At 60.0% G+C, this 13,106-nt stretch carries 12 protein-coding genes and 1 tRNA gene; 6 read left to right on the forward strand and 7 right to left on the reverse strand.

Going from position 1 to position 13,106, the window contains the following annotated elements; translation table 11 throughout:
* The first annotated feature begins 42 nt into the window (after positions 1 to 42).
* The 6 genes from gcvH (at position 43) to HBN98_RS07565 (ending at position 7,333) form a co-directional block, all read left to right on the forward strand.
* Positions 43 to 426: a glycine cleavage system protein GcvH gene (gcvH, locus tag HBN98_RS07540; RefSeq protein ID WP_007962059.1), complete on the forward strand. Its 384-nt coding sequence runs from the start codon at positions 43 to 45 to the stop codon at positions 424 to 426.
* An 11-nt stretch (positions 427 to 437) separates the two neighbouring features.
* Positions 438 to 3,290, forward strand: a complete 2,853-nt coding sequence (gene gcvP, locus HBN98_RS07545) for an aminomethyl-transferring glycine dehydrogenase (RefSeq protein WP_083368096.1) — start codon at positions 438 to 440, stop codon at positions 3,288 to 3,290.
* A 207-nt stretch (positions 3,291 to 3,497) separates the two neighbouring features.
* Positions 3,498 to 4,874, forward strand: a complete 1,377-nt coding sequence (locus HBN98_RS07550) for an L-serine ammonia-lyase (protein WP_083368095.1) — start codon at positions 3,498 to 3,500, stop codon at positions 4,872 to 4,874.
* A 131-nt stretch (positions 4,875 to 5,005) separates the two neighbouring features.
* Complete coding sequence (gene gcvT / locus HBN98_RS07555; RefSeq protein ID WP_083368094.1) at positions 5,006 to 6,130, forward strand: glycine cleavage system aminomethyltransferase GcvT; 1,125 nt, start codon at positions 5,006 to 5,008, stop codon at positions 6,128 to 6,130.
* 404 nt (positions 6,131 to 6,534) lie between these two features.
* The gene (locus HBN98_RS07560; RefSeq protein ID WP_003175786.1) at positions 6,535 to 6,747 is read left to right on the forward strand and encodes a cold-shock protein; all 213 of its coding nucleotides are present in this window, start codon (positions 6,535 to 6,537) and stop codon (positions 6,745 to 6,747) included.
* A gap of 97 nt (positions 6,748 to 6,844) precedes the next feature.
* Positions 6,845 to 7,333 carry an RDD family protein gene (locus HBN98_RS07565; protein WP_083368093.1) on the forward strand — a complete coding sequence of 163 codons (489 nt, stop codon included), beginning with the start codon at positions 6,845 to 6,847 and terminating at the stop codon, positions 7,331 to 7,333.
* A 122-nt stretch (positions 7,334 to 7,455) separates the two neighbouring features.
* Here the strand turns inward: HBN98_RS07565 and nadA are convergent, their stop codons facing one another.
* The 7 genes from nadA to tolB all read right to left on the reverse strand — a co-directional run bounded on the left by nadA (position 7,456) and on the right by tolB (position 13,106).
* A complete protein-coding gene (gene nadA, locus HBN98_RS07570) occupies positions 7,456 to 8,514 on the reverse strand; it encodes a quinolinate synthase NadA (RefSeq protein WP_025112797.1) in 1,059 nt (352 codons plus the stop codon).
* Between the two features lie 271 nt (positions 8,515 to 8,785).
* Positions 8,786 to 8,861: transfer RNA gene (locus HBN98_RS07575), tRNA-Lys, on the reverse strand.
* 62 nt (positions 8,862 to 8,923) lie between these two features.
* Positions 8,924 to 9,616 (reverse strand): 7-cyano-7-deazaguanine synthase QueC, encoded by a 693-nt coding sequence (gene queC / locus HBN98_RS07580; protein ID WP_083368092.1) that lies wholly within the window; start codon positions 9,614 to 9,616, stop codon positions 8,924 to 8,926.
* 1 nt (position 9,617) lies between these two features.
* On the reverse strand, positions 9,618 to 10,265 hold the full coding sequence (queE, locus tag HBN98_RS07585) for a 7-carboxy-7-deazaguanine synthase QueE (protein ID WP_064588906.1): 648 nt from the start codon (positions 10,263 to 10,265) through the stop codon (positions 9,618 to 9,620).
* A 167-nt stretch (positions 10,266 to 10,432) separates the two neighbouring features.
* Positions 10,433 to 11,269: a tol-pal system protein YbgF gene (gene ybgF, locus HBN98_RS07590; protein WP_083368091.1), complete on the reverse strand. Its 837-nt coding sequence runs from the start codon at positions 11,267 to 11,269 to the stop codon at positions 10,433 to 10,435.
* Between the two features lie 6 nt (positions 11,270 to 11,275).
* Positions 11,276 to 11,773 carry a peptidoglycan-associated lipoprotein Pal gene (gene pal, locus HBN98_RS07595; RefSeq protein WP_003178634.1) on the reverse strand — a complete coding sequence of 166 codons (498 nt, stop codon included), beginning with the start codon at positions 11,771 to 11,773 and terminating at the stop codon, positions 11,276 to 11,278.
* Between the two features lie 52 nt (positions 11,774 to 11,825).
* On the reverse strand, positions 11,826 to 13,106 hold the full coding sequence (gene tolB / locus HBN98_RS07600; protein WP_164747834.1) for a Tol-Pal system beta propeller repeat protein TolB: 1,281 nt from the start codon (positions 13,104 to 13,106) through the stop codon (positions 11,826 to 11,828).

The raw sequence follows: 13,106 nt of genomic DNA on the forward strand, positions 1-13,106 counted from the left end.
CCACCGCGTCCACCAGACGAGTCTGGCCCCTTAGGAGTTTCCATGAGCGAGTTGCGTTTTACTGAAGATCACGAATGGCTGCGCACTGAAGCTGACGGCAGCGTTACGGTCGGCATCACCGCTTTCGCGCAGAACGCCCTGGGCGACGTGGTGTTCGTGCAACTGCCTGAACTGCAGGCTTATGAAAAAGGCGCTGAAGCCGCCACCGTGGAATCGGTAAAAGCCGCCAGCGGCGTGTACATGCCGCTGGACGGTGACGTGCTGGAAGTGAACCCGGCACTGGAAGATGCCCCGGAACTGGTCAACGAAGATCCGCTGGGCGAAGGCTGGTTCTTCCGCTTCCAGCCAAGCGACGCCGCCGCTGTCGGCAAACTGCTGGATCAGGACGCCTACGACCGTCTGATCAAAGCCCAAGCCGAAGCCTGAGGAACACCGACATGACTCAAGTAAACCTTGGCACCGCCAACGAATTCATCGCCCGTCACATCGGCCCGCGCGCCGGTGACGAGCAAGCCATGCTCAACAGCCTCGGTTTCGATTCGCTCGAAGCCCTGAGCGCCAGCGTCATCCCGGAAAGCATCAAGGGCACCAGCGTGCTCGGCATGGACGACGGCCTCAGCGAAGCCGACGCCCTGGCGATGATCAAATCCATCGCCGGCAAAAACCAGTTGTTCAAGACCTACATCGGCCAGGGCTACTACAACTGCCACACGCCGTCGCCGATCCTGCGCAATCTGCTGGAAAACCCGGCCTGGTACACCGCTTACACCCCGTACCAGCCGGAAATCTCCCAGGGCCGTCTCGAAGCGCTGCTGAACTTCCAGACGATGATCAGCGACCTCACCGGCCTGCCGATCGCCAACGCCTCCTTGCTCGACGAAGCCACCGCCGCTGCCGAAGCCATGACCTTCTGCAAACGCCTGAGCAAGAACAAGGGCAGCCATCAATTCTTCGCCTCGATCCACAGCCACCCGCAAACCCTCGACGTGCTGCGCACCCGTGCCGAGCCGCTGGGCATTGAAGTGGTTGTCGGCGATGAGCGCGAACTGACCGACGTCACTCCGTTCTTCGGTGCGCTGCTGCAATACCCGGCGAGCAACGGTGACCTGTTCGACTATCGCGAACTGACCGAGCGCTTCCACGCCGCCAACGCGCTGGTCGCTGTGGCTGCCGACCTGCTGGCCCTGACCCTGTTGACCGCCCCGGGCGAGTTCGGCGCGGACGTTGCCATCGGTTCGGCACAACGCTTCGGCGTGCCGCTGGGCTTTGGTGGCCCGCACGCGGCTTACTTCTCTACCAAGGATGCGTTCAAGCGCGACATGCCGGGCCGTCTGGTCGGTGTTTCGGTTGACCGTTTCGGCAAGCCGGCCCTGCGTCTGGCGATGCAGACCCGCGAGCAACACATCCGCCGCGAGAAGGCCACCTCGAACATCTGCACTGCGCAAGTGCTGCTGGCCAACATCGCCAGCATGTACGCCGTCTACCACGGCCCGAAAGGCCTGACCCAGATCGCCAACCGCGTACATCACCTCACCGCGATTCTCGCCAAAGGCCTGAGCGCACTGGGCGCGAAAGTCGAGCAGGCAAGCTTCTTCGACACCCTGACTGTGGCCACCGGCGCACACACCGCCGCGCTGCACGACAAGGCGCACGCTCAGCAGATCAACCTGCGCGTGATCGATGCCGAGCGTCTGGGCCTGTCGGTGGACGAAACCACCACCCAGGCGGACATCGAAATCCTCTGGGGCCTGTTCGCCGACGGCAAGACCCTGCCGGACTTCGCTGCGCTGGCCGCTTCGGTGCACAGCACCATCCCGGCGGCGCTGGTGCGTCAGTCGCCGATCCTCAGCCACCCGGTGTTCAACCGTTATCACTCGGAAACCGAGCTGATGCGCTACCTGCGCAAACTGGCGGACAAGGACCTGGCGCTGGATCGCACCATGATCCCGCTGGGCTCGTGCACCATGAAACTCAACGCCGCCAGCGAAATGATCCCGGTGACCTGGGCCGAATTCGGCGCCCTGCACCCGTTCGCTCCAGCCGCACAAAGCGCCGGCTACCAGCAACTGACCTTTGAGCTGGAAGCGATGCTCTGCGCCGCCACCGGTTACGACGCGATCTCGCTGCAACCTAACGCCGGTTCGCAAGGTGAATACGCCGGCTTGCTGGCGATCCGCGCCTACCACCAGAGCCGTGGCGATGAGCGTCGCGACATCTGCCTGATCCCGTCTTCCGCCCACGGCACCAACCCGGCCACCGCCAACATGGCCGGCATGCGCGTAGTCGTGACCGCGTGCGATGCGCGCGGCAACGTCGACATCGAAGACCTGCGCGCCAAAGCCATCGAGCACCGCGAACACCTCGCCGCGCTGATGATCACCTACCCGTCGACCCACGGTGTGTTCGAAGAAGGTATCCGCGAAATCTGCGGGATCATTCACGACAACGGCGGCCAGGTGTACATCGACGGCGCCAACATGAACGCGATGGTCGGCCTCTGCGCACCGGGCAAGTTCGGCGGCGACGTTTCGCACCTGAACCTGCACAAGACGTTCTGCATTCCGCACGGCGGTGGCGGCCCGGGCGTCGGCCCGATCGGCGTCAAATCGCACCTGACGCCGTTCCTGCCGGGCCATGGCCAGATGGAACGCAAAGAAGGCGCGGTGTGCGCTGCACCGTTCGGCAGCGCGAGCATTCTGCCGATCACCTGGATGTACATTCGCATGATGGGTGGCGCGGGTCTCAAGCGTGCTTCGCAACTGGCGATCCTCAACGCCAACTACATTTCCCGTCGTCTGGAAGAGCACTACCCGGTGCTGTACACCGGCAGCAACGGCCTGGTCGCGCACGAATGTATCCTCGACCTGCGTCCGCTGAAAGACAGCAGCGGCATCAGCGTCGATGACGTTGCCAAGCGTCTGATCGACTTCGGCTTCCACGCCCCGACCATGTCGTTCCCGGTCGCGGGCACGCTGATGATCGAGCCGACCGAAAGCGAATCCAAGGAAGAGCTGGATCGCTTCTGCGACGCCATGATCCGCATCCGCGAAGAAATCCGCGCGGTGGAAAACGGCACGCTGGACAAGGACGACAACCCACTCAAGAACGCTCCGCACACTGCGGCAGAGCTGGTTGGCGAATGGACGCACCCGTACAGCCGCGAGCAAGCGGTGTATCCGGTGGCGTCGTTGATCGAAGGCAAATACTGGCCGCCGGTCGGTCGCGTCGACAACGTGTTCGGCGACCGCAACCTGGTCTGCGCCTGCCCGTCGATCGAAAGCTACGCTTAAAAGAACGGAGGGCGGTTCGTCCGCCCCACCGCTCGACCGCTTTATCGCTTTACCTGTAGGAGCTGCCGAAGGCTGCGATCTTTTGATCCTGGTTTTTTAGAAACAAGATCAAGATCAAAAGATCGCAGCCTTCGGCAGCTCCTACAGGGCAATCAAACCAGCCTGATATTTCGCCAATTCCTATAACAAGAAACCGGAGAACCACTCATGTCGTTAAGCGTGTTCGACCTGTTCAAGATTGGCATCGGCCCCTCCAGTTCCCATACCGTCGGCCCGATGCGTGCCGCTGCGCGCTTCGCCGAAGGCCTGCGCCGGGAAAACCTGCTGACCGCCACCGCCAGCGTGCGCGTCGAACTGTACGGCTCCCTTGGCGCCACCGGTAAAGGACACGGCAGCGACAAAGCCGTGCTGCTCGGCCTCGAAGGCGAACATCCCGATACCGTCGATACCGAAACCGTCGCTGCGCGCCTGCAAGCCATTCGCGGCAACGGCCGACTGAACCTGCTCGGCGAACACAGCATTGTGTTCAACGAGAAAGAACACCTGGCGATGATCCGCAAACCGCTGGCCTATCACCCCAACGGCATGATCTTCCGTGCGTTCGATGCGGCGGGAATCCAGATTCGCAGCCGCGAGTACTACTCGGTGGGCGGCGGTTTCGTGGTCGACGAGGATGCCGCCGGCGCCGACCGCATCGTTGAAGACGCCACCCCGCTGACCTTTCCGTTCAAAAGTGCCAAGGACTTGCTCGGTCATTGCGCCACCTATGGTCTGTCGATCAGCCAGGTGATGCTGACCAACGAAAGCGCCTGGCGCCCGGAGGCGGAAACCCGCGCCGGTCTGCTGAACATCTGGCAAGTGATGCAGGACTGCGTCGCCGCCGGGTGCCGCAACGAAGGCATTCTGCCGGGCGGGCTGAAGGTCAAACGCCGGGCGGCAGCGCTGCATCGGCAACTGTGCAAGAACCCGGAATCGGCACTGCGCGATCCGTTGTCGGTGCTCGACTGGGTCAACCTGTATGCGCTGGCAGTCAACGAAGAAAACGCCAACGGTGGTCGCGTGGTCACCGCGCCCACCAACGGCGCGGCCGGGATCATCCCGGCGGTGCTGCATTACTACATGCGCTTTATCCCCGGGGCCAACGATGACGGCGTGGTGCGCTTTCTGCTGACCGCCGCCGCGATCGGCATTCTGTACAAGGAGAACGCTTCGATCTCCGGTGCCGAAGTCGGCTGTCAGGGCGAGGTCGGCGTGGCCTGCTCGATGGCGGCGGGTGCGTTGTGCGAAGTCCTTGGCGGCAGCGTGCAGCAAGTGGAAAACGCTGCGGAAATCGGCATGGAACACAACCTCGGCCTGACCTGCGACCCGATTGGCGGGCTGGTGCAGGTGCCGTGCATCGAGCGCAACGCGATGGGTTCGGTGAAAGCCATCAACGCGGTGCGCATGGCCATGCGCGGGGACGGGCAACACTTCGTCTCCCTCGACAAGGTCATCCGCACCATGCGCCAGACCGGCGCCGACATGAAAAGCAAATACAAAGAGACCGCCCGTGGCGGTCTGGCGGTCAACATTATCGAGTGCTGATCATTTAACTCCCTCTCCCTCGAGGAGAGGATCGTATTTAGCCCCCTCTCCCTCAGGGAGAGGGCTGGGGTGAGGGGCTTTTGATCTTGATCTTGCCCCCGATCCCGAACCACATTTTCAAGGAGCCACGCATGTCCACCGAACAACTGTCGAAAACCCCGCTACATGCTCTGCACATCGAACTGGGCGCCCGCATGGTGCCGTTCGCCGGCTACGACATGCCGGTGCAATACCCGCTGGGCGTGATGAAAGAACACCAGCACACCCGTGAGCAGGCCGGGCTGTTCGATGTCTCGCACATGGGCCAGATCCGCCTGACCGGCGCCAATGCCGCCAAGGCGCTGGAAACCCTGGTGCCGGTGGACATCATCGACCTGCCGGTGGGCATGCAGCGTTACGCGATGTTCACCAACGATAACGGCGGCATCCTCGACGACCTGATGGTCGCCAACCTTGGTAACGATGAACTGTTCCTGGTGGTCAACGCCGCGTGCAAGGATCAGGATCTGGCGCATCTGCAAAAACACATCGGCGATCAGTGCACCATTACGGAGCTGTTCGAAGCCCGTGCCCTGCTCGCTCTGCAGGGTCCAGCAGCGGTTACCGTGCTGGCGCGCCTCGCGCCTGAGGTCGCGAAAATGACCTTCATGCAGTTCAACCGCGTACAACTGTTGGGTGTGGATTGCTTCGTCAGCCGCTCGGGTTACACCGGTGAAGACGGTTTCGAAATCTCGGTGCCCGCCGCTGATGCGGAAAAACTCGCGCGCGCCCTGCTCGCTGAACCGGAAGTCCAGGCCATCGGCCTCGGCGCCCGCGACTCGCTGCGTCTGGAAGCCGGCCTGTGCCTCTATGGCCACGACATGAACACCGAGACCACGCCGATCGAAGCCAGCCTGTTGTGGGCGATCTCCAAGCCACGCCGTGCCGACGGCGCGCGGGCCGGCGGTTTCCCGGGGGCGGAAACGGTTTTCGCCCAGCAGCAGAACGGTGTCGCACGCAAACGCGTCGGCCTGCTGCCACAAGAGCGCACGCCAGTGCGTGAAGGCGCAGAAATCGTCAATGAGGCCGACGAGATCATCGGCAGCGTGTGCAGCGGCGGCTTCGGACCGACCCTGGGCGGGCCGTTGGCGATGGGTTATCTCGACAGCGCGTATGTCACCCTCGATACGCCAGTCTGGGCCATCGTTCGTGGGAAAAAGGTGCAAATGCTTGTAAGCAAAATGCCATTTGTTCCACAACGCTACTACCGCGGTTGATTGACTGTTTCTATAAGTAACGCGATTGCGTTATGCGTGCACTAATGTGTAACGCAATCGCCACAAAAAAGTGCATTTTCTAACATCTGATTCGAATATGAACTTTGCTTATAACATTCGAAAACACTTGAACAAGCTAATCGTCTAAGCCGCACTAGTGAATTGACTAACTGCCAGCAAGCGCAGGAAAACCGGGGCCTTCGCGGGGCTTGTTTTTTCTCCCGTAGTTGGCGTAGAGTTTGTCTACTGTGTTTGCATGGGTCAGCTTTGAATCGTGACCTGGGCAGTAGCCTACAAAGTTAGCTACATCCCGTTCGACGTCTTCTTACTCTCCTGCAACCAGCCCCAGTACTCTTTCATGAGAAAGAGACTGTCATCAATTTTTGCGTCAAAGGAAATAAGAAATGTCCCAACGTCAGAGCGGTACCGTCAAGTGGTTTAACGACGAGAAAGGTTTTGGTTTTATCACTCCAGAGAGCGGTCCGGATCTGTTCGTGCATTTCCGCGCTATTCAGGGCAACGGCTTCAAGAGCCTGAAAGAAGGCCAGAAAGTGACCTTCGTTGCAGTGCAAGGCCAGAAAGGCATGCAGGCTGACGAAGTACAAGCTGAAGCCTGATCTTCTGTTACGAAAAAGCCCCTGATATTGATATCAGGGGCTTTTTTGTGCGCGCGAATCCGTAAAATGGCGCTTCATTTTGCGTCCAGAGGCTGCCATGTCGAAAAACCTGCTCACACCCCAGGGCGACTTTCCTGCCGTTGGCCTTGGCCGTCGTCTGGCGGCGATGTTCTATGACTTCCTGTTGTGCACCGCCCTGCTGATCGTCACTGGATTCGTCTACAAGTTGATCCAGGCAGCAGTCATCGGCGAAGAACGCCTGCGGGTGCTGACCGACGCCGGGAAAATGGATGGCGATCCGCTGTACTCCACGGTGTTGCTGCTGGTGCTGTTCGCGTTCTTCGCCAAGTTCTGGACCCACGGCGGGCAGACGCTGGGCATGCAGGTGTGGGGGATTCGCGTGCAGAACGCCGATGGCAGCGCGATCAGCCTGTGGCAGGCGTTGCTGCGCTTCATGGTGTCGATCGCTTCGTGGCTGTGCGTGGGGCTTGGGTTCTTCTGGTCGCTGTACGACAAGCAGAAGCGCACGTGGCACGACATCTATTCCGACACCCGCGTGGTGCGGATTCCGAAGAAGACCAAGTAAATTCCAGACGCCAGATACCACTGTAGGAGTGAGCCTGCTCGCGATAGCGGTATGTCAGTCAATGTTTAAGTCGACTGATACACCGCTATCGCGAGCAGGCTCACTCCTACAGATTTTGGCGCTTAGGCGTTACCAGCCAGCTTCATCCGCGCCGCCTGGGTGAAATCCAGCATGCGCTTCAACGGCCGGATCGCCTGTGGAATCAGCGCCGGATCGACAAAGATCTCGTTCGTCCCTTCCTTCAGGCTCTTGAGCGTGCGCTCAAGGGTGTTCATGGCCATCCACGGGCAATGTGCGCAACTGCGGCATGCGGCGCCGTTACCGGCGGTTGGCGCCTCGATGAAGACCTTGTCCGGGCACAGCTGCTGCATCTTGTAGAAGATGCCGCGGTCGGTGGCGACGATCAGGGTCTTGTTCGGCAGGCTTTGCGCAGCAGCGATCAACTGACTGGTGGAACCGACGGCGTCGGCCAGCTCGATCACCGACGTTGGCGACTCGGGGTGCACCAGAATCGCGGCGTCCGGGTACAGCGCCTTCATGTCTTCGAGCTGCTTGGACTTGAACTCCTCGTGAACGATGCAGGCACCGTCCCACAGCAACATGTCGGCACCGGTCTTGCGCTGGATATAAGTGCCCAAGTGCTTGTCCGGCCCCCAGATGATGGTCTCGCCGTTGTCCATCAGGCTTTCGACGATCTCCAGCGCGCAGCTCGACGTCACCACCCAGTCAGCCCGGGCTTTGACCGCTGCAGAGGTGTTGGCATACACCACCACCGTACGCTCCGGGTGCTGATCGCAGAACGCCGAGAACTCATCCACCGGGCAACCCAGATCCAGCGAACAGGTCGCGTCCAGGGTCGGCATCAGCACGCGTTTTTCCGGATTGAGGATCTTCGCGGTTTCGCCCATGAACTTCACGCCAGCCACCACCACGGTCTTGGCCGGGTGGGCGTTGCCGAAGCGGGCCATCTCCAGGGAGTCGGAAACACAGCCACCGGTTTCTTCGGCCAGGGCCTGAATCACCGGATCGCAATAGAAGTGGGCGACCAGCACCGCGTCCTGAGCCTTGAGCTCGGCAGCGATGGCGGAACGGTAGTAGGCCTCTTCCTCGGCACTCAGCGGTTTAGGCTGTTTGGCGTCGAGGTGGGCTTGGACCAGAAGGCGTTCGGAAATCTGCGTCATGTTCGCAAGACCTGCAGGCGCTTTCGCGCGAAAGTCGAGTATACACCCGGCTCCGGACCGCTTGAGGGTACCGCCGGGAGAGTGAGTATTATCAGGCACGGACAGCGTTGAAGCTGCGCAAGGCTACAGAATATCCCGTTGATACAAAAGATGATTCTGATCTGTGTCAGCACCGACGGCACTGAACGAATGCTCACCGGAATCGCAGGCAAAAAAAAACCCGGAAATCCTCACTTTCGTGGGCCTTCCGGATTTTCTAAACCGCCAAATATGGTGGGTCGTGTGGGATTCGAACCTACGACCAATTGGTTAAAAGCCAACTGCTCTACCAACTGAGCTAACGACCCGCTGTGTGGTGGCGCGTATAATACTGATTTTTAAGGACTATTCAACACCTTTTTGAAAAAAATCAAAAATAAGGTGTTGGATCGCTCACACCGGCCGCCGCAAAGCCCTCTGCACGCAGGCGGCAGCTGTCGCATTTGCCGCAGGCACGGCCGTCATCGTCGGCCTGATAGCAGGAAACGGTCAGGCCATAATCCACGCCCAGCTTCACGCCGGCCTGGACGATCTGCGCCTTGCTCAGGTTCTGCAGTGGCGCCTGGATGCGGAAGCCATTGCCTTCCACGCCCGCCTTGGTCGCCAGATTGGCCATGCGTTCGAACGACTCGATGAACTCGGGGCGGCAATCCGGGTAACCGGAATAATCCACCGCGTTGACGCCGATGAAGATGTCACGGGCGCCGAGCACTTCTGCCCAACCCAATGCCAGCGACAGGAACACGGTGTTGCGCGCCGGCACGTAAGTCACCGGAATGCCTTCACCCAGCTCTTCCGGGATATCGATGCTGGTGTCGGTCAGGGCCGAACCGCCCATGCCGTTCAGGTTCAGACCAATGACCTTGTGCTCGACCACACCCAGATCGCGGGCAACGCGAGCAGCGGCGTGCAGTTCAGCATGGGAGCGCTGACCGTAATCAAAGCTCATGGTGTAGCAGGCGTAGCCTTCGGCACGGGCCATTGCCACCACGGTGGCCGAGTCCAGGCCACCCGACAACAGGATTACCGCACGTTTTTCGCTAGTGTTCAGTTGTTCAGTCATCTCAGCGCCCCGGCTCATCATTCCATAGATATTTATGCAGCTGCAGTTGCAACCGCACTGGCAGGTTATCCGCCACCACCCAGTCCGCCAGATCCCTTGCGTTGAGGTCATGGTGACTTGGAGAAAACAGGACTTCGCCGGCACGCCGGTCGAGCCCGTACTGGATCAGTTTGGAAACCGCCCAGTCATAGTCTTCCCGCGAGCAGATGACAAATTTCACCTGATCGTTGGGCGTCAGCAGTTCGATATTTTCGTAACGGTTGCGGTGGGCTTCTTTCGAGCCCGGCGTCTTCAGGTCGACGACGCGACTGACCCGTGGGTCGACGGCTGAAACGTCGAGGGCGCCGCTGGTTTCCAGCGAGACCTCATAGCCGGCATCACACAACCGCTTGAGCAAAGGAATGGCATTGGGCTGCGCCAGCGGCTCACCGCCAGTGACACACACGTAGCGCGGTCGGAACCCGGCCACTTGCTCAAGGATGTCGTCGAGGGTGCGGATCGTACCGCCAGTGAACGCATAAGCGCTGTCGCAGTATTGGCAACGCAATGGGCAACCGGTCAGGCGCACAAAAACAGTGGGCAGCCCGGCAGTCCGCGTTTCCCCCTGCAACGAGTAGAAAACTTCGGTAATTCTCAATGTGTCTTGCATAGTCGCCACGGGCGTAACAGCTAAACAGGCTGTCCGCCTCCGTCAGGCACTTCAAGCAACCCCGCCAACGCGTAGATCACCAGAAGCGTGTTTCAGAAAAAGGGCGTGAATTCTAACGAAAAAACCCGCGACAAGCGCGGGTTTCTTCCAAACGGGGTGAAGCTGGGTTACATGCGTTGCAGATCGCGTTGGGCCAACTGAGCGGCAGAGGTCCCCGGGTATTGGGAAACCACCTGTTGCAGAATGCCTTTGACCTTGTCGGTATGACCGAGGCGGCGCTCTACATCAGCCAGCTTGTACAGCGAATCCGGCACCTTGGCATGCTTGGGATACAGTTGCGAAACCTTGGCAAACGCTTGACCTGCACCTTGCAGATCACCCTTGGCCAGGTTGACTTCGCCCAACCAGTACTGGGCGTTGCCCGCGTATTGGCTGTTCGGGTACTTGCGCAGGAATGCCGAGAAAGCCTGGCTGGCCTTGTCGAAATCCTTGGCCTTGATCAGGTCGAAAGCCGCATCGTAATACAGCTTTTCCTTGGCCGGATCACCCGGTTCGCTGCTCGCAGCAGGCGCTTGGGCGGCAGCAGCCCCGGCACCCGCAGCAGCACCGGCAGCAGCACTTGCATCGCCACCGGCAGAAGAATTCTCAGGAGTCGCGGCAGGTGCAGCACCGGATCCTATGCGCCGATCAAGATCCTGGTATCGCTCCAGGGATTCCTGTTTCATGCGCGCAACCTGATTCTGCAGTTCTTCGATCACGCCTTGCTGGCGCGATATCTGATCCTGCATCTGTTGCAGTTGGTTGAACAGCATGCCCTGTGCCGAGGCAGGGGCCGAAGCCGCTCCCCCGGCATAGGCGCCGTTCGTACCGTAACCCGCAGGCGGATAACTGCTCCCGCTATTGTTATAACCGGAGTTGTCATCGACCACAGGAACCGCAGCCCACGCCGCAAGCGGCGCGAAGCTGAGAGCCAGAACAGTTACAGCACGACGGCACGTTCGCATATCGAATTACTTACGCAGTTCGACGCGACGGTTTTGAGCCCAGGACTGCTCGTCGTTGCCGGTAGCAACTGGACGCTCTTCGCCGTAGGAAACCAGTTCCAGCTGAGCTGGGGAAACACCTTGCAGTACCAGGTAGCGTTGAACGGCTTTCGCACGACGCTCGCCCAGTGCCATGTTGTACTCACGAGTACCACGTTCGTCGGTGTTGCCTTCCAGAACAACGCGAGCGCCGTTTGCTTTCAGGTCTTTGGCGTGAACGTCCAGAGCGCGCATGGCTTCTGGCTTCAGGTCCGAGCTGTCGTATTCGAAGTAGAAGGTGGTGATTGCGCGCAGAGCAGCTTCTTCGCTCAGGGAACCGTCAACGGCACCAGTGTTTGCGCCGTAACCAGCGTTTGGATCAACAGCGCCTTCACCGGCGTTGTCGCCGCCTTTGGACGAGCAACCTACAGCTACAGCCATGGCCAGAGCCAGCGCAGCAAATTTACCAAACTTCAGCATTTCCATCGTGAAACTCCTAATGAACCCCAGTGTGTTAAGTAAAACGTAAAGCGCCGCGTCAGTTCAGGTAAGGGGACCAGGACGGTTCTCTGACTTCGCCTTGTGCGGTAGGAAGCGGGAGCCTCACGCGTCCATTAATGGACACGAGCATCAAGACTCCCCGGCCCTGCTGGCGGGTGGCGTAGATTACCATGGTGCCGTTGGGCGCAACAGTAGGCGACTCGTCCAGAGTGCTATCAGTTAGGATTTTTACACTTCCGCGCTGCAAATCCTGAGCCGCCACCTTGAAATTGGTGAAACCGTCCTGGCGATGGATCATCACCAGGGTCTTTTCGTCAGCCGAAAGTTTCGGGTTGGCGTTGTAGTTACCGATGAAGGTCACTCGCTCCGCACCGCCGCCACTGGCGCTGGTTTTGTAGATCTGTGGTTTGCCGCCACGGTCCGAGGTGAAGTAGATGGTCGAGCCATCCTTGCCCCAGTACGGTTCGGTGTTGATGCCAGGACCTGCAGTCACGCGAGTGATCTGACGCGAACCCAGGTTCATCACATAGATGTCAGGGTTGCCGTCTTTCGACAGGACGAAAGCCAGGCGATTGCCATCCGGCGACCAGGCTGGCGCGCCATTCAGGCCTTCGAAGTTGGTAATCTGCTCACGGCGACCGGTGTCGATGTTCTGCATGAAGATACGTGGGCGCTTCTGCTCGAACGACACGTAGGCGATGCGCTTGCCATCCGGTGCGAAACGCGGCGACAGGATCGGCTCGCGCGATTGCAGCAGTGTCACGGCCCGGGCACCGTCGTAGTCCGAACGCTGCAGGGTGTAGCGAGTGTTCTTCTCGGAGAAACGCTCGGCTGTCACGTACAGCAGACGGGTCGAAAACGCACCTTTGATACCGGTGAGTTTTTCGAACGACTGGTCAGAGATGAAGTGCGCCATGTCGCGCAACTGCTCGGTGGTACCGGAAACACTGCCGTCAGCCACTTTCTGCTCGGTGGCCACGTTGAACAGTGCCCACTGCACCTGCAGGCGACCGCCCGCCGGAGCAATACTGCCGACCATCATGTATTGAGCACCCACCGCCTTCCAGTCACGGAAGATGATTTCGCTCGGCTGGCTTGGCTGGCTGATCATGTTTTGCTTTGGAATCGGCGAGTAGTAGCCCGAGTTCCGCAAATCGTTACCAATGATTTCCGCCATATCGTCCGGCAGCACGGCACCGCCCTGCATGCCGAACGGTACAACGGCGATCGGGGTAGCCCGATCGCTGCCGCTGGTGACCAGAATGTTCTTTTCATCAGCCATCGCGATCCCTGCCATGCAGCAGATCACGACCAGCAT

Origin of the sequence: Pseudomonas koreensis, from assembly GCF_012986595.1 — a bacterium.
GTDB classification, from domain to species: Bacteria; Pseudomonadota; Gammaproteobacteria; order Pseudomonadales; family Pseudomonadaceae; genus Aquipseudomonas; species Aquipseudomonas koreensis.